Source organism: Novosphingobium organovorum (assembly GCF_022832435.1).
In the GTDB taxonomy this organism is placed as follows: domain Bacteria; phylum Pseudomonadota; class Alphaproteobacteria; order Sphingomonadales; family Sphingomonadaceae; genus Novosphingobium; species Novosphingobium organovorum.
The window spans coordinates 23,986-46,389 of the sequence record NZ_JALHLF010000023.1 but is presented as its reverse complement, the minus strand read 5'-3'; the positions used below and the strand labels follow the sequence as shown (position 1 = coordinate 46,389).

Here is a 22,404-nt window from a genome sequence, read left to right as displayed (position 1 = left end):
GCTCGCTGGCAAAGGCGGTGCGCGCGGTGCGCCGCGCGGGCCGCGCCGAGGCGCAGGTGAGCGGCGTCGGCGGTGTTGGCGTGTCGTTTGGTGGCGATGAAGGAGGTTGTGAGGAGGGCATGGGCAGAGGGCTCCGTCTGGCAGGCGTGGCTTCCCCTGTGCCCTCAATACCCCGAGGCGGGGCGTGTAGGAAAATTGTTTTTGGTAGCCTTGTGTTGGGCATTTAATTTTGATCGAACTTTCAAAAAATTTAGAATTTATTCAAATCATTCTCACCGTTTGAAGTTTTGTATTATTCAGAAGCGCGAATTTTGTTGGATTTGTATTTGAATTTGTATGTTATAATTTTTATGTTGGAGGTGTAACTTTAAGGGGGTAGTTATGTTTTTGCATAAATTTCTTCGTTTCTCAGTGTGTGCCGTGCTTGCGGCAGGTGCTTCTGTCGTAGCGGCTGATGATGGCGACAGCGATGAGGTTGAGAAGGTTGGTATCGCAGCGGCTTTCGGTCTGACAGCGGCTGACGGCAAGACGGCATTGGGGGCTGGTGCCGGGGCTATCGAGGCTGCTCTACTTGAAACCGATGCCATCAATCAGGCCGGCGCTATCATTGCTGCTCTGGTCAAAGATCATGGAGCGACTGCCAATATTTTGCTGCTGACGAGCAGTGAAACGGTCAACGCAGCGACCTATTTTGCAGTGAAGCGCCGACTGGAGGCAGTCAGCGAATTCGTGGCGAGTACCAAAATGTGTAAGGACCCAGCCGCGAAGGCAGACATTCCGGGGGGCGATGATAAATTTGCGGCGCTATTGGGTAAAAAGCTCAAGCTGCCGGGTGGCACTATAGTGAGCCCGTCTGTTGCGGATATCATTCCGGCGGTGGCAACATCCACAAGTTTTGCTCCCGTTTCGTTGTCGGTCGAGGATCGTGCGCTGACTGGCGCAATCCTTCTCAACAAGGGGGCCAAATTGAAGGTGTCGGCTAAGGCATCGGATCGTGTCGGGCCGGTTCGATGGCAAAGTGCGACTTTCGGGCCGTCGGAAACACAGGCTGTGGCCTTTCGTTTGCCGGCTGAAATGCAGGGGGATCCTCGGGCAAGCGCTCTGTTGCAGAGCTATGATCGCATGTTGCGAGGTGCCGATGCGCTGCGGCATTGCGCTGAGGATGCCAAGGCAAAGGCCGCTGTGTCGGCGGCGGATGCTCTGGCTGTTTCTCTCAACGCCGTAACGGACAAGGCTCCCGTGGCGCCGCTGGCCTTGGCTGTGCAGCAGGAGGGGCTCTACGATTCAGGGGGCGTGAAAATCCTTCGGGTTTCCATCGAGCAGTCGGGTGGGACAAGTAGGACGCGCTCGGGCCTCATTTACACGTTTGGGGTCCCTGGGGCGGCTGTTGTCAGTGCGGGGCTTGTCGTGTCTTTTCGGCTGATCGACACGGCAGCGGGCATCACCAGCCTGGCCGGTGTGGTGCGATGTGGGGTTGCTCCCCGCAAGATGGGGTCTGTGGCGCGTTTTGCACAAGCCGAGGTTGTCGAGGGCAAGGAGGACTCGTCGGTGTCGAAAGCGACGTGCTCCTACCTCGTGGGCTAGTCCGTAGACGCTCCGAGGCGAGTCCAAGCCCCTTGCCTGCGGTGCGCATGGTCAGGAAGGTGGCGCGTCAGGGCTGGCGCCGGGCTTCCGATTTGCCGATACCTTCTTCGGCTGAACTTTCGGCGCGATAGCGTTTATCGGGGAGGGGGCGACTTCAGCGGGCGGTGGGTCCGGTGGGCCCGGACTGGTTGGCAAGGCAAGGCGGCGACCTTGGTGCTTGGGTTGCCGCCCGCCTTGACCAAAACCCCGGTTTCCCGTAAGGGCGCGGCTTCCCTGTGGGCTGGGCCTGCGGGGGCGTATAGAGCTGAACACTGCGCGATGCGTGTTTTTCGGCGGATTCCCGGCCTCCTTGGGGGCGGGAAGGGTTCCTTGAAGCCGGACCTGGCCCGATTCGGGCGCTGGGTCTTTCCGCGAAAAGCCCTCGCGCAGAGTAATCCGGTGCCTTTGGGCCGGGTGGAGTGTTTTTCGGCTCGCGGACGAACGTTGGGTTCTTCCTGCCGGTGTGGCGGGGTGGGCTGGCGCAAAAGGCGTTCCGCGATCCTTCAATACTCTTCCTTCGTTCGCGTGCACCGGCCCTGAGAAACAGGGTGCGAGGGGTCCGTCCCGTGGCCAATCCCGAAAGGGAGGCTCTGGCCACGGCGCGGGCCGGATCCATCGCACTCCCGATTTGAAAGAAGAGTATAGATGCCCACTATCAACCAGCTGATCCGCAAGGGTCGCGAGCCGCAGAAGGCCAAGTCCAAGGTCCCGGCCATGGAGCAGAACCCGCAGAAGCGTGGCGTCTGCACCCGCGTGTACACCACGACCCCGAAGAAGCCGAACTCGGCACTTCGCAAGGTCGCCAAGGTGCGTCTCACCAACAGCCGCGAAGTCATCTCGTACATTCCGGGTGAAGGCCACAACCTGCAGGAGCACTCGGTCGTGCTCATCCGCGGCGGCCGTGTGCGCGACCTTCCCGGTGTGCGTTACCACATCCTGCGCGGCGTGCTCGACACGCAGGGCGTCAAGGACCGCAAGCAGTCGCGCTCGAAGTACGGCGCCAAGCGTCCGAAGTGATCCGGCGGCGGCGCGCCATTCGCGCCGCTCCATGAAATTGCACGGATGGTGATGCGCACCCGCGCCCGTCCGCAAGAATAAGGAATTCCAAACGATGTCACGTCGTCGTCGTCCCGAGAAGCGGGAAATCCTGCCGGATCCGAAGTTTGGTGATCTGGTCCTGTCGAAGTTCATGAACAACCTCATGTACGACGGCAAGAAGTCGGCTGCCGAGCGTATCGTCTATGGCGCGCTCGACACCATGGAAACCCGCGCCAAGGCCGATCCGGTCCAGCTGTTCCACGATGCGCTCAACAACGTGAAGCCGCAGATCGAAGTTCGCAGCCGCCGCGTCGGCGGTGCGACCTACCAGGTCCCCGTGGAAGTGCGTCCCGAGCGCGCCCAGGCCCTCGCGATCCGCTGGCTCATCACCGCGGCCCGCAACCGTCCCGAGACCACCATGTCGGCACGCCTCTCGGGCGAGCTCATGGATGCGGCGAACAACCGCGGCAACGCCGTGAAGAAGCGCGAAGACACGCACCGCATGGCGGACGCGAACCGCGCCTTCTCGCACTACCGCTGGTAAGACGCTTCGTGGCGCGCGCCGTGACCGCCCGGTCGGGGATTTTCCCCGTCCGGGCGGTGTCATGGCCGCGTCACACTTTCATTTCAGGAGGCACGGGTTTATTTGGGCCCGCATTCGCCTCCTCATCCTCCTGCTAAGGAACCTGCACCATGGCACGCAGCCATCCGATCGAACGCTACCGCAATATCGGTATCATGGCGCACATCGACGCCGGCAAGACCACCACGACCGAGCGTATCCTCTACTACACCGGCAAGTCCTACAAGATCGGCGAAGTGCACGACGGTGCCGCGACGATGGACTGGATGGAGCAGGAGCAGGAACGCGGCATCACCATCACCTCGGCTGCGACCACGACCTTCTGGAAGGCTGAAGACGGCCAGGGCGAAGAGCACCGCATCAACATCATCGACACCCCCGGCCACGTCGACTTCACCATCGAAGTCGAACGTTCGCTGCGCGTGCTCGACGGTGCGGTCGCCGTGTTCGACGGCGTGGCCGGCGTTGAGCCGCAGTCCGAAACCGTGTGGCGTCAGGCCGACAAGTACGGCGTTCCGCGCATGTGCTTCGTCAACAAGCTCGACCGCACCGGCGCCGACTTCTACTATTGCGTTCAGTCGATCATCGATCGTCTCGGCGCGAACCCGCTCGTGCTGACGCTGCCGATCGGCGCCGAAGCCGACCTCGCGGGCGTCGTCGACCTGGTCAAGATGCGCTCGATCGTGTGGGAAAACGACGGCCTGGGCGCCTCGTTCACCTACGGTGAAATCCCCGCCGAGCTGGCCGACAAGGCCGCTGAATACCGCGAGAAGCTTCTTGAGACCGCCGTCGAGCAGGACGACGACGTCATGGAAGCCTACCTCGAAGGTACCGAGCCCGACGTCGACACGCTCAAGAAGCTGATCCGCAAGGGCACGCTCGAGCGTGCGTTCGTCCCCGTGCTGTGCGGTTCGGCGTTCAAGAACAAGGGCGTTCAGCCCCTGCTCGACGCCGTCGTCGACTACATGCCGAGCCCGATCGACGTTCCCGCGATCAAGGGCATCAACCCCGACACCGAAGTCGAGGAAGAGCGTCCCTCGGACGACAACGCGCCGTTCGCTGCGCTGGCGTTCAAGATCATGAACGACCCCTTCGTTGGCTCGCTGACCTTCTGCCGCATCTATTCGGGCATGCTGTCCAAGGGTTCGTACCTGAACTCGGTCAAGGACAAGAAGGAAAAGGTCGGGCGCATGCTTCTCATGCACTCGAACAACCGCGAAGACATCGACATGGGTTACGCCGGTGACATCGTCGCCGTCGCGGGTCTCAAGGAGACGACCACCGGTGACACGCTGTGCGCCGAGAAGTCGCCGATCATCCTTGAGCGCATGGAATTCCCTGAGCCGGTTATTGAGCTCTCGGTGGAGCCCAAGACCAAGGCCGACCAGGAAAAGATGGGCATCGCCCTGTCGCGTCTGGCTGCCGAGGATCCCAGCTTCCGCGTCTCGACCGATCACGAATCGGGCCAGACCATCATCAAGGGCATGGGCGAACTTCACCTCGACATCATCGTCGACCGCATGCGTCGCGAGTTCAAGGTCGAAGCCAACGTCGGTGCGCCGCAGGTGGCTTACCGCGAATACCTCGCGCGTCCGGTCGAGCTGACCTACACCCACAAGAAGCAGTCGGGTGGTTCGGGCCAGTTCGGTGAAGTCAAGGTCAAGCTCACCCCCGGTGAGCGCGGCGCTGGCATCAACTTCGTCGACGCGGTCAAGGGCGGCAACATCCCCCGCGAATACATCCCGTCGGTCGAGAAGGGTATGCGCGAAACCGCCGAAACCGGTGCGCTCATCGGCTTCCCGATCGTCGACTTCGACATCGAGCTGCTCGACGGTAAGTACCACGACGTCGACTCCTCGGCGTTGGCGTTCGAAATCGCGGGTCGCGGTGCGATGCGCGAAGCGGCGCAGAAGGCTGGCATCAAGATCCTCGAGCCGATCATGAAGGTCGAGGTTGTGACCCCGGAAGAGTTCATGGGCGACGTGATCGGTGACATGAACAGCCGCCGTGGTCAGATCCAGGGCACCGACAGCCGCGGCAATGCCCAGGTTGTCGAGGCCAATGTGCCGCTCGCCAACATGTTCGGCTACGTGAACCAGCTGCGTTCCTTCACCCAGGGGCGTGCGCAGTACTCGATGATCTTCTCGCACTACGACGAGGTTCCGGCCAACGTCGCGGCGGAAGTGAAGGAGAAGCTTGCTTAAGGGCAAGAATGGTTCTAGGGGCGGCGCCTGCTGATTCTGCGGGAGCCGCTCCGAATTCCCCAGTTTCAATTTCATTGTGAAAGAAGGTTTGTAAGATGGCCAAGGCAAAATTCGAGCGGAACAAGCCGCACTGCAACATCGGCACCATCGGTCACGTCGACCACGGCAAGACCACGCTGACTGCCGCGATCACCAAGGTCCTCGCCGACGCCGGTTTCGGTGAAGCCGTCGACTTCGCGAACATCGACAAGGCTCCCGAAGAGCGCGAGCGTGGTATCACCATCTCGACCGCTCACGTCGAGTACGAGACCGACGCGCGTCACTACGCTCACGTCGACTGCCCGGGTCACGCTGACTACGTCAAGAACATGATCACCGGCGCTGCTCAGATGGACGGCGCGATCCTCGTCGTGAACGCCGCTGACGGCCCGATGCCGCAGACCCGCGAGCACATCCTGCTTGCTCGTCAGGTTGGCGTGCCGGCGCTGGTCGTCTTCCTCAACAAGGTCGACCAGGTCGACGACGAAGAGCTCCTCGAGCTCGTCGAAATGGAAGTGCGCGAGCTGCTCTCGTCGTACGATTTCCCGGGCGACGATATTCCCATCGTCAAGGGTTCGGCTCTGGCCGCTCTCGAGGGCCGTGACGACGAAATCGGCAAGGACAAGATCCTTGAGCTCATGAAGGCGGTTGACGACTTCATTCCGCAGCCCCCGCGTCCGACCGACAAGTCGTTCCTGATGCCCGTCGAAGACGTGTTCTCGATCTCGGGTCGTGGTACGGTTGTGACCGGTCGCGTTGAAACCGGCATCATCAAGGTTGGCGAGGAAGTCGAGATCGTCGGCATCCGTGACACCCAGAAGACCACCGTCACCGGCGTTGAAATGTTCCGCAAGCTGCTCGATCAGGGCGAAGCTGGCGACAACATCGGCGCTCTGATCCGTGGTCTGAAGCGTGAGCAGGTCGAGCGTGGTCAGGTTCTGGCGAAGCCCGGCACCGTCACCCCGCACACCGAGTTCGACGCCGAAGTCTACGTCCTGTCGAAGGACGAAGGCGGCCGTCACACGCCGTTCTTCGCGAACTACCGTCCGCAGTTCTACTTCCGCACCACCGACGTCACCGGCGAAGTGATCCTTCCCGAAGGCACCGAAATGGTGATGCCGGGCGACAACGTGACCATCTCGGTCAAGCTGATCGCGCCGATCGCCATGGACGATGGCCTGCGCTTCGCAATCCGCGAAGGCGGCCGCACCGTCGGTTCGGGCGTTGTCTCGAAGATCACGAAGTAATTCGCTGATCCTCGGATAATCCGAGACACGAAAAACCCGGCCTTCCGAAAGGAAGGTCGGGTTTTCTCGTTTTGGGCGGTGTTCGTTTCTGCGGGCGTGCGTTCAGGCCTGGTATCCCTTCAAGGCTGGCGTTGGAGCCCCTGGCTGATTTTCCACGCGTCCGAGCCCTTGGGGGCTTCGGGGATGGACTTAAGGTCGATGTAGTAGACGGGTGGAGGCACCCTTCCAAAGTGCAGCGTTATGCACGGGCCGAGGCAGCCGGGCAGGCCGCTCACGTCGGGCGGGGTGGGGGCGCCAGTGTGGGTGCTGGTATCCTCAGTTGCGGTGTGCGGGATGCGTTGGCTGGTGTTTTGGCCGCCATGGAAGCAGGCGATGATCGTGCCGTCGTGTCCGCCGTTGGAGGCTCGGGCAGCGGCGCGGCATGCCGCATCGATTTCCTGGTCCGGGGAAGGAGGCATGGTGGCGTGGGCCGTCAGTATGTCTGCATCGGCCAGGGTGTCGGTGTCGGTGTCGGGTGGGGCATCCGTGTGGGTGGCCGAATCGTCAGGCTGTATCTCAGGCGCGCCGAGGTCGATGGGAACTGCATCGCGCAGGTAGGGGTAGCCGAAGGTACTGGCATGGGGGGCGGCGGGGGTAACGAACGCAAAGGTGGCCAGGCCCAGCGTGGCGTAAACGATCGTGCGGGAGTACATGCGTGGAAGGGGCATCCAAAAGCGTCGCCAGCCTGGCTTACCGAGGTGTGGCCGGGCTGGAAAGCGAAAGGCGATGGGGCGGTGCCTCGCGCGCCGAAAAACCGGCAGAACCGCCAAAAAGAGGGCTTGAACGACTCGCAAGTAGCGTGTAGGGGCGCGGTTCGAATTTAACGGGGCTTCGTGCCCTTTGGCTCTTTCTCATCGGTAGCAGGTACATGGAAGCTCAGAACATCCGCATTCGCCTCAAGGCGTTTGACCACCGCGTGCTCGACCAGGCGACTGGCGAAATCGCTGACACGGCCCGCCGCACCGGCGCGCTCATTCGGGGCCCCATTCCGCTGCCGACCAAGATCGAGAAGTTCACTGTGAACCGCGGTCCGCACATCGACAAGAAGTCGCGCGAGCAGTTCGAAGTCCGCACTTACAAGCGCCTGCTTGATATCGTGCAGCCGAACGCCGCCACTGTCGACGCGCTGATGAAGCTGGACCTCGCGGCCGGCGTGAACGTCGAGATCAAGCTGGCCTAAGGCTCGCTTGCGGGGCTGCTTCGGTGGCCCCGAACGTCGGTTCGATCGGACGGTAAACGATCGGCGCAGAATTCGGATCTTCGGGTCCAGATAGCCTTGTCGATCCGGAATGATCGGCTTTGCGGGGAGAAACCCGCAGAGACAGAGCCCCCCAGGTGCCCGGCCACACGGTCCGGCGGCGTAGAGGGGACACAAGGGATACCTCTGGCGGCACCTTCGGGTCTTGCCGGGAATGCGTCCCCCGTCTCGTTTCCGCCAGGCCGTTCGGGCCAGTGCAGGGAACACCCAGCCCGGACGGGGCATGCATCACATCATTGGGCTGGACACGCCTGTTCGGGATGGGCCCGGGCAGGCCTCTGTTGAGGAGACAGATCATGCGTACTGGCGTGATCGCCAAGAAAGTCGGGATGACCCGCCTGTTCCAGGAGGACGGTCGGCACGTGCCCGTTACCGTTCTGGCGCTGGAAGATTGTCAGGTGGTTTCGGTCCGCACCGAAGAGCGCGACGGCTATGTCGCCGTTCAGCTCGGTGCTGGCGAAGCCAAGCAGAAGAACGTTGCCAAGCCGCAGCGCGAGCACTTCGCCAAGGCGGAAGTTTCGCTCAAGATGCGCGTCGCCGAGTTCCGCGTTGCTGATGACGCCGTTCTCGAAGTAGGCTCGACCATCGCAGCTTCGCACTTCGTGCCCGGCCAGCTCGTCGACGTCGCAGGCCACACCCAGGGTAAGGGCTTCCAGGGCGCCATGAAGCGCTGGGGCTTCGGCGGTCTTCGCGCCACCCACGGTGTGTCGCTCTCGCACCGTTCGCACGGTTCGACGGGTAACCGTCAGGATCCGGGCAAGGTGTTCAAGAACAAGAAGATGGCCGGCCACATGGGCGACCGTCAGCGCACCCAGCAGAACCTCGAGATCGTCCGTGTGGACGACGAGCGCGGCCTGATCTTCGTCAAGGGCTCGGTCCCCGGTTCGAAGAACGCCTGGCTCACCGTTTCGGACGCCGTCAAGGTCGCCCGTCACGCCGAGGCTCCGTACCCCGCCGGCCTCAAGACGGCCGCCAACACCAATGACTCGGCTGCCAACACGCCCGCGGAAGACACCGCGGCCGTTGATGCGACCGAAGGCCAGGAGGGCTAAGTCGTGAAGGTTCAGGTCCTCAATATCGACGGTTCGGCCGGCAACGGCGACATCGAGCTGTCGGATGACGTGTTCGGCATCGAGCCGCGCGCGGACATCCTGCACCGCGTTGTCACCTGGCAGCTGGAAAACCGCCGCGGCATCGCCCGCGCCACCCGCGAGCGTTCGGACGTTGCGCGCACCGGCAAGAAGTGGGGTCGCCAGAAGGGCGGCGGCACGGCTCGTCACGGTGACCGTGCGGCTCCCGTCTTCATCGGCGGTGGTAAGGCTCACGGTGCCCGTCGCCGCGAGTTCGGCCAGTCGCTGAACAAGAAGCTGCGCGCTCTCGGCCTCAAGATGGCACTGTCCTCGAAGGCCAAGACCGGTCTCGTCATCGTCGACACGCTCGATGTTGCCGACGCCAAGACCAAGGTCCTCGCCAGCCAGCTCGCTCAGGCCGGTTTCGGCAAGAAGGTGCTCGTGATCGACGGTGAAGCCGTCAACGACAACTTCGCCAAGGCCGCTCGCAACATCATCGGTGTCAACGTTCTCCCCGCCCAGGGCGCGAACGTGTACGATATCCTGAAGCACGACACGCTGGTGCTCACCCGCGCCGCTGTCGAAAAGCTGGAGGCGCGCTTCAATGGCTAAGTCCGCTGCACAAATCCGTCATTATGACGTGATCCTCGCACCGCACATCACCGAAAAGGCGACGATGCTCTCCGAGCACAATGCAGTCGTCTTCAAGGTTGCTGGCGACGCGACCAAGCCCGAGATCAAGGCCGCTGTCGAGGCGCTGTTCGACCGCAAGGTCAAGAGCGTCAACACGCTGGTGACCAAGGGCAAGACCAAGCGCTGGCGCGGTAAGGAATACCGCCGCAGCGACGTGAAGAAGGCGATTGTCACGCTGGCCGAAGGTCAGCAGCCGATTGACATCACCGAAGGCGTACAGGGCTGATCCGATGGCACTCAAGCATTACAACCCGACCAGCCCCGCCCGCCGCGGCCTGGTCCTCGTCGACAAGTCGGCGCTGTGGAAGGGCAAGCCTGTCAAGGCTCTGACCGAAGGCAAGCGCAAGACCGGTGGCCGCAACAACAAGGGTCATGTCACGTCGCGTGGCATCGCCGGCGGCCACAAGCAGAAGTACCGCTACATCGACTTCAAGCGTCGCAAGTGGGACGTGGAAGGCACCGTCGAGCGGATCGAATACGATCCCAACCGCACCGCGTTCATCGCGCTCATCTCGTACGTTGACGGCGAACAGGCCTACATCATCGCGCCGCAGCGTCTCGCCGCGGGTGACAAGGTCATCGCCGGGGAGAAGACCGACACGAAGCCGGGCAACGCCATGCTTCTGTCGCAGATGCCGGTCGGCACGATCTGCCACAACGTCGAAATGAAGCCCGGCAAGGGCGGTCAGATCGCACGTTCGGCCGGTGCTTATGTCCAGGTCGTCGGTCGTGACCGCGGCATGGTCATCGTTCGCCTGAACTCGGGCGAGCAGCGCTACCTGCGCGGCGATTGCATGGGCACGGTCGGTGCGGTGTCGAACCCCGACAACCAGAACCAGACCCTCGCCAAGGCCGGTCGCAAGCGCTGGATGGGCCGTCGCCCGCTTACCCGTGGTGTTGCCAAGAACCCGGTCGACCACCCGCATGGTGGTGGTGAAGGCCGTACTTCGGGCGGTCGCCACCCGGTTACCCCTTGGGGCAAGCCGACCAAGGGCGCTCGTACTCGCAACAACAAGCAGACGGACAAGATGATCATCCGTTCGCGCCACGCCAAGAAGAAGAGGTAAGACACGATGGCACGTTCCGTCTGGAAAGGCCCCTTCGTCGACCTGTACCTTCTCAAGAAGGCCGAGGTTGCGCAGGATGCCGGCAACCGTGCAGCACCGATCAAGACCTGGTCGCGTCGCTCCACCATCCTTCCGCAGTTCGTTGGTCTGACGTTCAACGTCTACAACGGCCACAAGTTCATCCCGGTCTCGGTCAACGAGGACATGGTCGGCCACAAGTTCGGTGAATTCGCGCCCACGCGTTCGTTCCCCGGCCACGCCGCCGACAAGAAGGGCAAGCGCTAATGAGCAAGCAGGCAGCACCCCGCCGCGTCGGCGAAAAGGAAGCCCTGTCGGTCGGTACCACGATCCGTGGTTCGGCGCAGAAGCTCAACCTCGTCGCCGCGCTCATCCGCGGCAAGAAGGCCGAGGACGCGATGAACATCCTCGCTTTCTCGAAGAAGGCGATGGCCGTTGACGCCCGCAAGGTTCTCGCCTCGGCGATCGCCAACGCGGAAAACAACCACAACCTCGACGTCGACTCGCTGGTCGTCGCTGAGGCCTCGGTTGGCAAGTCGATCACCATGAAGCGGTTCCACACCCGTGGCCGCGGCAAGAGCACCCGCATCCTCAAGCCGTTCTCGCGCCTGCGGATCGTCGTTCGCGAAGTCGAGGAGGCCTGATCCATGGGTCACAAGAGCAATCCGATCGGTCTGCGTCTGCAGATCAACCGTACCTGGGACAGCCGCTGGTTCGCGGAAGGCCGGGACTACGGCAAGCTGCTTGAGGAAGACCTCAAGATCCGCAAGTTCATCCTCGAGAACGCCCCTCAGGCGGCGATCTCGAAGGTGGTCATCGAGCGTCCGGCCAAGCTGTGCCGCATCTCGATCTACGCGGCCCGTCCCGGTGTGATCATCGGCAAGAAGGGCGCTGACATCGAGAAGCTGCGCAAGAAGCTCTCGGTCATGACGACCAGCGAAGTGAAGCTGAACATTGTCGAGATCCGCAAGCCGGAAATCGACGCCAAGCTGATCGCGCAGGGCATCGCCGACCAGCTGATCCGCCGCGTTGCCTTCCGTCGTGCGATGAAGCGTGCGATGCAGTCGGCCATGCGTCTGGGTGCCGAAGGCATCAAGATCATGTGCGGTGGTCGTCTGGGCGGTGCGGAAATCGCACGCGTCGAGCAGTACCGCGAAGGCCGCGTGCCGCTCCACACGCTGCGTGCGAACATCGACTATGCCGAAGCCGAGGCGCTGACCGCCTACGGTATCATCGGCATCAAGGTCTGGGTCTTCAAGGGCGAGATCCTGGGCCACGACCCGACGGCGCAGGACCGGCTCATGATGGAGGCTCAGACCTCCGGCGTTCGCCCGGCGCGTTGAGGCTTAGGATAGAGTAAGCACCATGCTGCAACCGAAAAAGACCAAGTTCCGCAAGGCCTTCAAGGGCCGGATCAAGGGCGCTGCCAAGGGCGGCACCGATCTGAACTTTGGCTCGTACGGCCTCAAGGCCCTCGAGCCCGAGCGGATTACCGCCCGCCAGATCGAAGCGGCTCGCCGCGCGATCACGCGTCACATCAAGCGCCAGGGTCGTCTCTGGATCCGCGTCTTCCCGGACGTGCCGGTTTCGAAGAAGCCTGCCGAAGTCCGTCAGGGTAAGGGCAAGGGGTCGGTGGAATACTGGGCCGCTCGTGTGAAGCCCGGCCGCATCCTGTTCGAGCTGGACGGCGTTGCCGGCCCGCTCGCCGCCGAGGCTTTCAGCCGCGCTGCGATGAAGCTTCCCATCAAGACCAAGGTCGTTGCCCGTCTCGGCGACACCTCGCACCTGGAGGGCTGATCTCATGGCCAGCACGACCGAAGACTTCCGCGCCAAGACCGACGACCAACTCACTGAAGAGCTGGTTGCGCTCAAGCGCGAGCAGTTCAACCTGCGCTTCCAGGCCGCCACGAGCCAGCTCGAGGCACCGGCCCGGATCAAGCAGGTCCGTCGCGACATCGCCCGCATCAAGACGCTCCAGGCTGAGCGTGCGGCTGCGGCGAAGTAAGGAGGAAACACGATGCCCAAGCGTATTCTGATCGGTACCGTCGTTTCCGACAAGACCGACAAGACCGTTACCGTTCTCGTCGAGCGCCGCGTGAAGCACCCGCTTTACGGCAAGATCATTCGTCGCTCGAAGAAGTATGCCGCCCACGACGAGGAAAACGCGTTTCACATCGGTGATCGCGTCCGCATCGAGGAGACCCGGCCGATCTCGAAGTCGAAGACCTGGAAGGTCCTTGATGCACTTCAGGCCGGCAAGGGGGTTGCCATCGAGGCCAACCTTGACGTAGAGGCCGCCAACTGAATTTGAGTCGCCCCCGGTGCGTGCACCGGGGGAGCTTTTTTGGAACTGCCGGACTGGTTCCGGCAAGCCGTTGAGAAGGAACCGGATCAATGATCCAGATGCAATCCAATCTCGACGTCGCGGACAACAGCGGCGCGAAGCGCGTCCAGTGCATCAAGGTGCTGGGTGGCTCGAAGCGTCGGTTTGCGAGCGTCGGCGACATCATCGTGGTGTCGGTCAAGGAAGCGCAGCCGCGTGCTCGCGTGAAGAAGGGTGACGTCCACCGTGCCGTCATCGTGCGCACCGCCAAGGACGTTCGTCGTCCCGACGGCAGTGTCATTCGCTTCGACGGCAACGCTGCCGTGCTGATCAACAAGAACGAGGAGCCGATCGGCACCCGTATCTTCGGTCCCGTCGTGCGCGAACTGCGCTCGAAGGGCTTCATGAAGATCATCTCGCTCGCTCCGGAGGTGCTGTAATGGCTGCCGCGAAGATCAAGAAGGGTGACGCCGTCGTCGTCCTGTCCGGCAAGGACAAGGGCCGTACCGGCACCGTACTCCAGGTCCTCCCCAAGGACGGCAAGGTCGTGGTCGAGGGCGTGAACGTCGCCACCAGCCACCGCAAGCCGACCCAGGCGAACCCGCAGGGCGGCATCGACCGCAAGCCTGCTCCGATGGCGATCAGCAAGGTCGCGGTTGCCGTTGACGGCAAGCCGACCCGCGTTCGCTTCGAAGTGAAGGACGGCAAGAAGGTCCGTGTGGCCGTCAAGACCGGGGAGACCATCGATGGCTGATAAGTACACCCCGCGCATGCGTTCGAAGTACGATGCGGAAATCGTCAAGTCGATGACCGAGAAGTTCGGCTACAAGAACGTCATGGAAGTTCCCAAGATCGAGAAGATCACGCTCAACATGGGCGTGGGCGAGGCGAGCCAGGACAAGAAGAAGGTCCAGACAGCCGCGGCCGAAATGGAAAAGATCGCCGGCCAGAAGCCCGTTATCACCAAGGCCCGCAAGTCGATCGCGCAGTTCAAGCTGCGTGAAGGCATGCCGATCGGTTGCAAGGTGACCCTGCGTCGCGAGCGCATGTACGAATTTCTCGACCGCCTCATCACGATCGCGATGCCCCGCATCCGCGACTTCCGTGGCCTGAACGCCAAGTCGTTCGACGGTCGCGGCAACTACGCGATGGGACTGAAGGAGCAGATCATCTTCCCGGAGATCAGCTACGATCAGATCGAGAAGGTGCGTGGCATGGACATCATCGTCACCACCACCGCAAAGACCGATGAGGAATCGCGCGAGCTGCTGCGCCTTTTCGGTTTCCCGTTCCCGGCTGAAGCCGAGGAACAGAAGGAGGCGGCGTGAGCCGCCGCTGAGGAAGAGAGCTTAAGTCCATGGCGAAACTGAGTTCCGTGAACAAGAACGAGCGTCGTAAGAAGCTCGTCAAGAAGTATGCAGGCAAGTACGCGCGCCTCAAGGCTGTTGCTGACGACAACTCGCTCGATGAAACCGAGCGTCTGATCGCCCGCCTGAAGCTGGCCGAGATCCCGCGCAACGGCAACCCCACCCGGGTTCGCAACCGTTGCGCCACGACCGGTCGTCCGCGTGGTTACTACCGCAAGTTCGGCCTGTGCCGCGTTGAGCTGCGTGATCTTGCCAACAAGGGCATGATCCCCGGCGTGACCAAGTCGAGCTGGTAAGGGATACATAAGCAATGGCTATGACCGATCCCCTGGGTGATATGCTCACCCGCATCCGCAACGGCCAGCAGGCGAAGAAGGACTCGGTCCTTTCTCCCGCCAGCAAGCTGCGTGCGCGCGTGCTCGAAGTTCTCCAGCGCGAGGGCTACATCCGTGGCTTTAGTGATGACACCACCGGTGCCCATCCGCAGCTGCGCATCGAGCTGAAGTATTTCGAGGGCGAACCCGCTATTAAGCACATCGCCCGCGTCTCCAAGCCTGGCCGCCGCGTCTACTCGGGTTCGAAGGAACTCCCGGTTGTGCGCAACGGCCTTGGCATCACCATCGTCTCGACGCCCAAGGGCGTGCTTTCGGATGCCGAAGCGCGCGCGGACAACGTTGGCGGCGAAGTGCTGGCGGAGGTGTTCTGATGAGCCGCATTGGTAAGAAGGCCGTGGCGATCCCCGCGGGCGTGACTGCCGATCTCAAGGACAACGTCCTCTCGGTGAAGGGGCCCAAGGGCACCCTCACCATGGGTGTGTCCGACCAGGTCACCTGTTCGGTGGAAGAGGGGGCGGTTGCTATCCAACCCATCAACATGTCGAAGCAGGCTCGCAGCCACTGGGGTATGCAGCGTACGCTAGTCGCCAATCTGGTTGGCGGTGTGACCGAAGGCTTCTCGAAGGTTCTCGAGCTCAAGGGCGTGGGCTACCGTGCGCAGATTCAGGGCAAGACCCTCAAGCTGCAGCTCGGCTACTCGCACGACGTCGACATCGCGATCCCCGAAGGGATCGAGATCAAGGCTCCGGACAACACGACCATCGAGATTTCCGGAATCGACAAGCAGAAGGTCGGCCAGATTGCGGCCGAGATCCGTCGCTGGCGCAAGCCCGAGCCCTACAAGGGTAAGGGTATCAAGTACCGCGGCGAGTTCATCTTCCGCAAGGAAGGGAAGAAGAAGTAATGGCAAAGCTTTCCCTTTTCGAGCGCCGCCGGCAGCGCGTGCGCACCGCCCTTCGCGCTTCGGCCGGTGGTCGTCCGCGTCTTTCGGTGCACCGCACCGGTCGCCACATTTACGCCCAGATCATCGACGATGCGCAGGGCCGTACGGTCGCTGCTGCCAACACGCTTGGCAGCAAGGGCGCTGACACCGATGCCGCCGTTCGCGTTGGCAAGGAACTGGCCGAGGCCGCCAAGAAGGCGGGCATCACCACGGTCGTGTTCGATCGCGGTGGCTTCCTGTACCATGGTCGCGTCAAGGCGCTGGCCGATGCCGCCCGCGAAGGCGGGCTGGAGTTCTGAGCATGGCTGACGAAAACAACACCATCGAACAGCCGGTTGCGGCTGAGCACCCGCAGGGCGGCGAAGCCCGTGATGGCCGTGAAGGCGGTCGTGGTCGTAGCGGTCGTGGCCGTGGCGAACGCGGTGAGCGTGGCGGCCGAGGCCGTCGCGACGACCGTCGCGGTCGTCGCGAGGACGAGGAGCAGGGCGAAGAGCTGATCGAGAAGCTGGTTCACATCAACCGCGTCTCGAAGACCGTCAAGGGCGGTAAGCGCTTCGGTTTCGCCGCTCTGGTCGTCGTGGGCGACGGCAAGGGCCGTGTCGGTTTTGGCCATGCCAAGGCCCGCGAGGTTCCCGAGGCGATCACCAAGGCAACCGCTTCGGCCAAGAAGAAGATGATCCGCGTCGCGCTGAAGGAGGGTCGTACCCTCCATCACGACGGCAAGGGCCACTTCGGCGCCGGCCGCGTCAACGTCCGTACGGCTCCGGCCGGTACCGGCATCATCGCCGGCGGTCCGATGCGCGCCGTGTTCGAGAGCCTGGGCGTCCATGACGTCGTCACCAAGTCGGTCGGCACCTCGAACCCCTACAACATGATCCGTGCTACCTTCGACGCCCTGAGTGACCAGTCGTCGCCCAAGTCGGTGGCCCAGCGTCGTGGCAAGAAGGTCGCTGACCTTCTGGGCCGCGGCGGCGCGAGCGAAGCTGAGGCCGAGGCCGCAGCTGAAGCCATCGTGGAGTAAGCGACAATGGCAAAGATCAAGATCAAGCAGATCGGCTCGCCGATCCGTCGCCCCGAGAGCCAGAAGAAGGTCCTTATCGGCCTGGGTCTCGGCAAGATGCACCGCGTTGTCGAAGTTGAGGATACGCCCGAAGTTCGTGGCGCTATCGCGAAGCTTCCGCATATGGTTGCGGTCGTCGGCTGACGGCCTTGATGCGGTTTCCTGGTGAAGCCGCGTCGCACCTGATGACGAAAGGGGCTCCGACGTTCGCGTCGGGGCCCCTTTTGCATGATGCCCTCGCTTTTTGGGCCCGGCAGCGCGGTCCTAGAGGGTATCGTTTCACGGATGCATCTTCTCTTGTCGTAAGTCTGTGCTATGCGCAGCGCCTTTCTGGTCCTTTGTCGAGTAGTGTCGTGACCGCAGATTCCCTTTTCGTCCCGTTTGCCCTGCGTCCAAGGATGTCGGTTGTACGGCGTTGTTCGTTAGGGCTTGCGTTCATGCTGGCCGGTGCGTTGCTGTCGGGTTGTCAGTCGAAGGCTGACGGTGTCGAGGCGCCGGCTCCGGAGGGGCAAGGGGTGGCGCAGTGCGGTGATTTTCGCGCGCGCCCTGCGATCCTCGCGGCGATGCGGGATAAGGATCTGCATCTCAGGCGTAGGCTGTCCGAGCATCGTAAGCTTGATCCCGTCGCTCTGGCACATGACGCGGCAGGGCAGGGGGATTTTCGTCTGGCGGCCGTCACCACGCGCAACGGCATTTCGCTTGAATTGTACAACGCGCAATGCCGTGTGCTGGGTGATCCCAGTCCGTGGTCCGTGCGCGCGCTGGCGTTTGTACCCGATCTCGCCGCGGCAGAAGGCAAGGGCGAAGGGGATGCCGTTACCGCCTTTGGCCGGCGCTATAACGCGGCGTTGATGGCAGACCCGCGCTACCCTTATCGCGACATCTGCCGGCCGATTGCGGATGTTGGTCCCGAGCCCGAGATCAAACCCGATCAGCCGATCGCCCAGCCTTATGGGTTTGCCAGTCTCAACGGGGTAATGCCGGTTGACACGATGGGCTATGCGGCGCGACACAACGACACGCACCAGTTGCGGCGGCTGTTGCAAGAGCATCCGTCGGACATCGACAGGCCCGATATGTTCGGCCTCACACCGCTTGCGTGGGCGATTGCCTATCAGCGTTGGCGGACGGCGGATGTCCTGATCGCAGCGGGGGCGAATCCGACTGGGGCGACGTGCCAGACGGCAATTGATCGCCAATCGCCGCTTCAGGTCGCGCGTCTGATGCGTTGGAGTGACATGATTCTGCGGCTCAAACCCTATGTCAGTGACGAGCAATTTGCCTACCTTCGGCAGAACCCGCGCTATGACGATGGCAGCCTGGCGGACTTCAACCGCGCCTTTGCCGAAATTCGGTCTCGCTACGATCCTGTCTTGCGCAAGTTGCCCTTCAGTCGCCATGAACTGGATTTCGCGATCGATGCGCAGGGCAAGTCGACGAGCTGCCAAATGGTTCCGGCCTCCAATTCGCCGGCCTTTGATACCGAACTATGCGAAGTGGCGATGAAGCTGGTGAAGTGGACGCCGGCGCGCGATGCCTTTGCGACGACCGTGCCGGGTGATGCCAAGCTGGTGTTCGGTATCGGGAAGTAAGCGTAAGATTCGGCGCGTGCTTACTCGCGGTGCAATTTGCCGGGGTGACACTGCGCCCAGACGTCGGTTGGGATCACGTTCATGATCTCGTAGAGGCGTACACTAGCGACCCTTCTGCAATGCGTATGGACGTATCTGCGTACGGCGCGGAACACTTCCATGTTGGGAGGCCCGTCGATGGGCTGGTGGGGAATAACCACGGTGCCAGGGCTCGTGCGCAGGACACGGCGTACCTCGCCCATCGTCGAAAGGTGGCTGACGTCCTTTTCGAAGGCCAGGCCCAAGTGTGATGGGAAGATCAACGGGGTAGGGATCGGCTGATCGGTTAGCATGTAGAGTTGCGAAGCCGAATCGACGACGAACAAGCCGTGTCCGTTGTCGTGCGTGCGGATGGCGCGGACCAGTGCAGCAAGTGATTGACGGGTCTTTTGAGTCCGTTCGAAATCGAAAGCGTGAGTGTTCTGGAGAGACCAGGCTGCGAGCAGGGCAAGGGCGACGGGGCCTACAATGCGCCGCTCGAAGAGACGTTCAGGTAGGACGCAGAGCGGGACGAGTATCGGCAGCGCATAATGCATGAAGAAGTTGGGCACCGAGCAAAGCCCGATGAAGGCGGCGAGCAGCCACCAGCGCACGAAATGAAATAGGGGGCCCTTCCAGTCCGGTAACGAGAGCGCGGCGACGATGAGGATGGGAGCGACGATGATGAAGTCGATTACCGCGCGAATGGCCGAGCTGTCGGTGTTCGTTGGTTTGGCGAGGTTCGAAAGCACCATGGCTTGCCAATAGATCTGCCAGTATCCGTGCAGCGCGTACCACGCTGTGATCGCGAGTGATGGAGCGGCGCCTGCCAGAGCTAACGCTGCGATCGTCGCGCCTTTTCGGTCGCGTGAGACTGGAGCTTGCATGAACCACACCGCACAGGTGATGCCCAAAAAGAGGCTTTCGAACACGGCGGTCGTCTTGATGGTAATTGCGCAGCCCGCAAGAAGCATGGCCGCAGCAACACTCCACGGGGCACGGCCCGCGCGCAGAATTGTGCGCGCCCGAAAGACGAGCAGGGCGGCGGTCGCCATGAATAGGTTGTAGAACACGGGGGTTTGCCCGCCGAAGCCCTGCAGCCTGTCGAGCCAGAGCAGATAAACGATGCCGCAATAGAGGCCCGCTTTGGGGACTGCCCGGCCCAGTGTCGCTAGCCGTCCGATTACCCAGGCGGTCGCGGTGACAAAGAGCGTTGCGACGAGTTGGTAAGCGAGCGGAGTGTACGAACAGAAGGCGATCAGATAGTAGAGGAAGAACAGGCCCCAGGGCTTGCGGTCCCATATGTCGACATAGGGCAGGTAGCCCTTGTGCATGGCAACACCAACCGTCTGATAGAACGCTTCGTCGACGGTGATGTTCGGCGACCCATAGGTGCTTACCCTTAGGGCGACCGCGACGCCGAGGAGTATGACCGCGTACCACCAGGGAAAGCGACTCGCACTTGCGGGGTGGTCGTGGCAGAGGGTGTGCCCTGCAGCTTCGTGGGTGCTCGCTTCGGGGAAGGGAGACGTTGAGGTGTTGGCGGAAATCGTCCGGCTCCGGTATTCGGCGCGAGGATCGGACGCCTTCGGGCATTCTTCGCTGCTTATGGTTTAGATGCGGTTAATTTGACGGGCAGGGACGTTGCATGGGTTGGCAGAGGAAGGCTGGTTTCCGATTGTTGGATGTTGGTTCGATAAACCACGTGACAATATACGTGACAGGGCGGCATACTTCGACTATGCGGCCCGCTTCCCATCAGCGCGATGAAAAGCGAAAGCGAGTGCAACTATGAATCTTAATGATCTTCGTGACAACGCCGGTGCCCGCCACCGCCGCATCCGTGTCGGCCGTGGTATCGGCTCGGGCAAGGGTAAGACCTCGGCTCGTGGTCAGAAGGGCCAGAAGAGCCGTTCGGGCGTAGCCATCAAGGGCTTCGAGGGCGGTCAGATGCCGCTGCACATGCGCCTGCCGAAGCGCGGCTTCACCAACGCCAAGTTCACCAAGGACTATGCGGAAGTGAACCTTGGCATGGTGCAGAAGGCGATCGACGCCGGCAAGCTCGATGTTTCGGGCGTCGTCGATCACGAAGTGCTCAAGGGTGCTGGCCTGGCACGTGGCGGCAAGGACGGTGTGCGCCTTCTTGGTAAGGGCGAGCTGACCGCCAAGGTCGAGTTCAACGTGGCTGGCGCCTCGAAGGGGGCTGTCGCTGCTGTTGAAAAGGCTGGCGGCAAGGTCATCCTTCCGGTCAAGGAAGCTGCCGAGGCCTGAGGACTCGCGGCATGAACGCATGAAGAGAGGGCGGGCGTCTAGGCGCTTCGCCCTCTTGTGCGTTGTGTCACCCCGTCCATGCGCGCTAATCCTGTGTGATTCGCTCCAATTGGAGGCTCGCAAGGGTTTTCGCACTCCTACGAATGTCTATATGGACGGACTGGACCGCGGGTTCGACAAGGGTGCTCTCAGCAGCTAAGGCCGAATCCGGACACGTTATTCGAGGCTTTTTACACTCATGGCTTCCCGCGCCGACAACATCGCCAGTTCGCTGAGCCTAGCCAATTTCTCAAAGGCAACCGAACTGAAGAAGCGCATCTGGTTCACCATCGGTGCGCTGATCGTCTTCCGTTTCCTGAGCTTTGTGCCGCTGCCGGGCGTTGATGCCCGCATTCTGAGCCAGCTCTACAGTCAGACGCAGGGCGGCATTCTCGACCTGTTCAATACCTTTTCCGGCGGTTCGCTTTCGCGCATGAGCCTGATCGCTCTGGGGGTCATGCCTTACATCACGGCTTCGATCGTGGTGCAGCTGGCCGCTTCGCTTCATCCTGCGCTCATGGCGCTCAAGAAGGAAGGCGAGGCGGGGCGCAAGAAGCTCAACCAGTACACGCGGTATGGTACGGTTGGCCTGTGCGCGATTCAGGGTTATTTCCTGGCGGTAAGCCTTGAGGCGTATGGTGCATCGAGCGGTCTTCCGGCGGTCGTTGATCCGGGCGTCCTGTTTCGCGTTGGTGCGGTGATCAGCCTCGTTGGTGGGACCATGTTCCTGCTTTGGCTGGGTGAGCAGATTACCTCGCGTGGGATCGGCAATGGCGTGTCGCTGATCATCATGGCGGGCATTGTCGCTCAGATGCCGAAGTTCGCGTCGAACCTCGGGCAGGCCTATTCGGCCGGTGACACCGGCTCGTTCCTGATTATCGGCCTGATCGTCCTGATTATCGCGATGATCCTGGGTATCTGTTACTGTGAACGCGCCCAGCGTCGTTTGCTGATCCAGTATCCCAAGCGCGCCACGCAGCGTGGAATGATGCAGGCCGATCGCAGCCACCTGCCGCTCAAGATCAATACCGCGGGTGTGATTCCGCCGATCTTTGCCAGCTCGCTGCTGCTTTTGCCGCTGACGATCACTCAGTTTGCGGGCAAGTCGCTCAATCCTGAATCGACGATGGGTAAGGTGGTCGTCTCGCTCAACCAGTACCTTGGTCACGGCAAGCCGCTTTACATGCTGCTCTATGCAGCGGGTATCATCTTCTTCAGCTTCTTTTACACCGCCGTGGTCTTCAATCCCGAAGAAACTGCGGAGAACCTCAAAAAGAACGGTGGTTTCATTCCGGGCATCCGTCCCGGCAAGAACACCGCGAACTATCTGGACTACGTGCTCACGCGCGTGACCGTGGTGGGTGCTGCGTATCTCACGATCGTGTGTTGCGTACCGGAGTTCTTTCTGGCGCAGACGGGTCTTCCGCTCCTGTTCATGGGGGGGACGAGCCTGCTGATCGTGGTCAACGTCACCGTCGACACCATCACGCAGATCCAGTCGCACCTGCTGGCACACCAGTATGGCGATCTCATAAAGAAGGCGAAGCTGAAAGGCCGTCTCCGCTAAGGCGACGGAC

Annotated in this window: 31 protein-coding genes; 29 read left to right on the top strand and 2 right to left on the bottom strand. The window is 62.0% G+C overall.

All coding sequences use genetic code 11. The annotated features are described in order from the left end of the window. From MTR62_RS08480 to tuf, 6 genes are all read left to right on the top strand, one after another. Positions 1-227: hypothetical protein (locus tag MTR62_RS08480; RefSeq protein ID WP_244018927.1), on the top strand; the 227-nt coding region annotated here is incomplete at its 5' end. 154 nt (positions 228-381) lie between these two features. Next, positions 382-1,584, top strand: coding sequence for a hypothetical protein (locus MTR62_RS08475; RefSeq protein ID WP_244018925.1), 1,203 nt, complete (start codon positions 382-384; stop codon positions 1,582-1,584). Positions 1,585-2,268: 684 nt separating this feature from the next. Beyond that, positions 2,269-2,640, top strand: a complete 372-nt coding sequence (rpsL, locus tag MTR62_RS08470; protein WP_007682177.1) for a 30S ribosomal protein S12 — start codon at positions 2,269-2,271, stop codon at positions 2,638-2,640. 94 nt (positions 2,641-2,734) lie between these two features. Further along, complete coding sequence (gene rpsG, locus MTR62_RS08465; RefSeq protein WP_214196712.1) at positions 2,735-3,205, top strand: 30S ribosomal protein S7; 471 nt, start codon at positions 2,735-2,737, stop codon at positions 3,203-3,205. A gap of 149 nt (positions 3,206-3,354) precedes the next feature. Beyond that, positions 3,355-5,448, top strand: a complete 2,094-nt coding sequence (gene fusA / locus MTR62_RS08460) for an elongation factor G (RefSeq protein ID WP_244018924.1) — start codon at positions 3,355-3,357, stop codon at positions 5,446-5,448. A 95-nt stretch (positions 5,449-5,543) separates the two neighbouring features. After that, entirely contained in the window at positions 5,544-6,734 is a 1,191-nt protein-coding gene (gene tuf, locus MTR62_RS08455) for an elongation factor Tu (RefSeq protein WP_244018922.1), read from the top strand. A 119-nt stretch (positions 6,735-6,853) separates the two neighbouring features. Here the strand turns inward: tuf and MTR62_RS08450 are convergent, their stop codons facing one another. Continuing rightward, positions 6,854-7,426, bottom strand: a complete 573-nt coding sequence (locus tag MTR62_RS08450; protein WP_244018920.1) for a hypothetical protein — start codon at positions 7,424-7,426, stop codon at positions 6,854-6,856. 215 nt (positions 7,427-7,641) lie between these two features. Between MTR62_RS08450 and rpsJ the strand changes: the two genes are divergently transcribed. From rpsJ to MTR62_RS08345, 21 genes are all read left to right on the top strand, one after another. Then, complete coding sequence (gene rpsJ, locus MTR62_RS08445) at positions 7,642-7,953, top strand: 30S ribosomal protein S10 (protein WP_007011873.1); 312 nt, start codon at positions 7,642-7,644, stop codon at positions 7,951-7,953. Between the two features lie 374 nt (positions 7,954-8,327). Beyond that, the gene (rplC, locus tag MTR62_RS08440; RefSeq protein WP_244018918.1) at positions 8,328-9,083 is read left to right on the top strand and encodes a 50S ribosomal protein L3; all 756 of its coding nucleotides are present in this window, start codon (positions 8,328-8,330) and stop codon (positions 9,081-9,083) included. Between the two features lie 3 nt (positions 9,084-9,086). Beyond that, positions 9,087-9,713, top strand: coding sequence for a 50S ribosomal protein L4 (gene rplD, locus MTR62_RS08435; protein ID WP_244018916.1), 627 nt, complete (start codon positions 9,087-9,089; stop codon positions 9,711-9,713). Next, positions 9,706-10,020: a 50S ribosomal protein L23 gene (locus MTR62_RS08430; RefSeq protein ID WP_244018914.1), complete on the top strand. Its 315-nt coding sequence runs from the start codon at positions 9,706-9,708 to the stop codon at positions 10,018-10,020. Before rplD ends, MTR62_RS08430 begins: the two co-directional genes overlap by 8 nt. 4 nt (positions 10,021-10,024) lie before the next feature. Continuing rightward, positions 10,025-10,861 carry a 50S ribosomal protein L2 gene (gene rplB / locus MTR62_RS08425; RefSeq protein ID WP_244018912.1) on the top strand — a complete coding sequence of 279 codons (837 nt, stop codon included), beginning with the start codon at positions 10,025-10,027 and terminating at the stop codon, positions 10,859-10,861. 6 nt (positions 10,862-10,867) lie between these two features. Next, on the top strand, positions 10,868-11,146 hold the full coding sequence (gene rpsS, locus MTR62_RS08420; RefSeq protein ID WP_226633307.1) for a 30S ribosomal protein S19: 279 nt from the start codon (positions 10,868-10,870) through the stop codon (positions 11,144-11,146). Next, positions 11,146-11,523 (top strand): 50S ribosomal protein L22, encoded by a 378-nt coding sequence (gene rplV / locus MTR62_RS08415; protein WP_244018910.1) that lies wholly within the window; start codon positions 11,146-11,148, stop codon positions 11,521-11,523. The genes rpsS and rplV overlap by 1 nt, the downstream gene beginning before the upstream one ends. Before the next feature lie 3 nt (positions 11,524-11,526). Beyond that, complete coding sequence (gene rpsC / locus MTR62_RS08410) at positions 11,527-12,222, top strand: 30S ribosomal protein S3 (RefSeq protein WP_244018908.1); 696 nt, start codon at positions 11,527-11,529, stop codon at positions 12,220-12,222. Between the two features lie 22 nt (positions 12,223-12,244). Then, positions 12,245-12,676 (top strand): 50S ribosomal protein L16, encoded by a 432-nt coding sequence (rplP, locus tag MTR62_RS08405; protein ID WP_244018906.1) that lies wholly within the window; start codon positions 12,245-12,247, stop codon positions 12,674-12,676. A 4-nt stretch (positions 12,677-12,680) separates the two neighbouring features. After that, entirely contained in the window at positions 12,681-12,884 is a 204-nt protein-coding gene (gene rpmC / locus MTR62_RS08400) for a 50S ribosomal protein L29 (RefSeq protein ID WP_244018904.1), read from the top strand. Between the two features lie 12 nt (positions 12,885-12,896). Further along, entirely contained in the window at positions 12,897-13,184 is a 288-nt protein-coding gene (rpsQ, locus tag MTR62_RS08395) for a 30S ribosomal protein S17 (RefSeq protein WP_244018902.1), read from the top strand. Positions 13,185-13,273: 89 nt separating this feature from the next. Further along, positions 13,274-13,642 (top strand): 50S ribosomal protein L14, encoded by a 369-nt coding sequence (gene rplN / locus MTR62_RS08390; RefSeq protein WP_244018900.1) that lies wholly within the window; start codon positions 13,274-13,276, stop codon positions 13,640-13,642. Continuing rightward, positions 13,642-13,956 (top strand): 50S ribosomal protein L24, encoded by a 315-nt coding sequence (gene rplX, locus MTR62_RS08385; RefSeq protein ID WP_244018898.1) that lies wholly within the window; start codon positions 13,642-13,644, stop codon positions 13,954-13,956. The genes rplN and rplX overlap by 1 nt, the downstream gene beginning before the upstream one ends. Beyond that, entirely contained in the window at positions 13,949-14,530 is a 582-nt protein-coding gene (rplE, locus tag MTR62_RS08380) for a 50S ribosomal protein L5 (protein WP_244018896.1), read from the top strand. The genes rplX and rplE overlap by 8 nt, the downstream gene beginning before the upstream one ends. A 29-nt stretch (positions 14,531-14,559) precedes the next feature. After that, a complete protein-coding gene (gene rpsN / locus MTR62_RS08375) occupies positions 14,560-14,865 on the top strand; it encodes a 30S ribosomal protein S14 (RefSeq protein ID WP_244018894.1) in 306 nt (101 codons plus the stop codon). Positions 14,866-14,879: 14 nt separating this feature from the next. Continuing rightward, on the top strand, positions 14,880-15,275 hold the full coding sequence (gene rpsH / locus MTR62_RS08370) for a 30S ribosomal protein S8 (RefSeq protein WP_214196740.1): 396 nt from the start codon (positions 14,880-14,882) through the stop codon (positions 15,273-15,275). Further along, on the top strand, positions 15,275-15,808 hold the full coding sequence (gene rplF, locus MTR62_RS08365; RefSeq protein ID WP_244018893.1) for a 50S ribosomal protein L6: 534 nt from the start codon (positions 15,275-15,277) through the stop codon (positions 15,806-15,808). Before rpsH ends, rplF begins: the two co-directional genes overlap by 1 nt. Continuing rightward, entirely contained in the window at positions 15,808-16,146 is a 339-nt protein-coding gene (gene rplR / locus MTR62_RS08360) for a 50S ribosomal protein L18 (protein WP_244018891.1), read from the top strand. The genes rplF and rplR overlap by 1 nt, the downstream gene beginning before the upstream one ends. A gap of 2 nt (positions 16,147-16,148) precedes the next feature. Next, positions 16,149-16,868, top strand: coding sequence for a 30S ribosomal protein S5 (gene rpsE, locus MTR62_RS08355; protein WP_244018889.1), 720 nt, complete (start codon positions 16,149-16,151; stop codon positions 16,866-16,868). 6 nt (positions 16,869-16,874) lie between these two features. Further along, entirely contained in the window at positions 16,875-17,051 is a 177-nt protein-coding gene (gene rpmD / locus MTR62_RS08350; protein WP_244018887.1) for a 50S ribosomal protein L30, read from the top strand. Between the two features lie 293 nt (positions 17,052-17,344). After that, positions 17,345-18,499 (top strand): ankyrin repeat domain-containing protein, encoded by a 1,155-nt coding sequence (locus MTR62_RS08345; RefSeq protein WP_244018885.1) that lies wholly within the window; start codon positions 17,345-17,347, stop codon positions 18,497-18,499. Between the two features lie 20 nt (positions 18,500-18,519). Here the strand turns inward: MTR62_RS08345 and MTR62_RS08340 are convergent, their stop codons facing one another. Beyond that, a complete protein-coding gene (locus MTR62_RS08340) occupies positions 18,520-19,851 on the bottom strand; it encodes a hypothetical protein (protein WP_244018883.1) in 1,332 nt (443 codons plus the stop codon). Between the two features lie 457 nt (positions 19,852-20,308). On the opposite strand from MTR62_RS08340, the gene rplO reads away from it, so the two are divergent. Both rplO and secY read left to right on the top strand, forming a co-directional pair. Next, the gene (rplO, locus tag MTR62_RS08335; RefSeq protein ID WP_244018881.1) at positions 20,309-20,788 is read left to right on the top strand and encodes a 50S ribosomal protein L15; all 480 of its coding nucleotides are present in this window, start codon (positions 20,309-20,311) and stop codon (positions 20,786-20,788) included. A 238-nt stretch (positions 20,789-21,026) separates the two neighbouring features. Then, the gene (gene secY / locus MTR62_RS08330; protein ID WP_244018879.1) at positions 21,027-22,394 is read left to right on the top strand and encodes a preprotein translocase subunit SecY; all 1,368 of its coding nucleotides are present in this window, start codon (positions 21,027-21,029) and stop codon (positions 22,392-22,394) included. Positions 22,395-22,404: the final 10 nt, after the last annotated feature.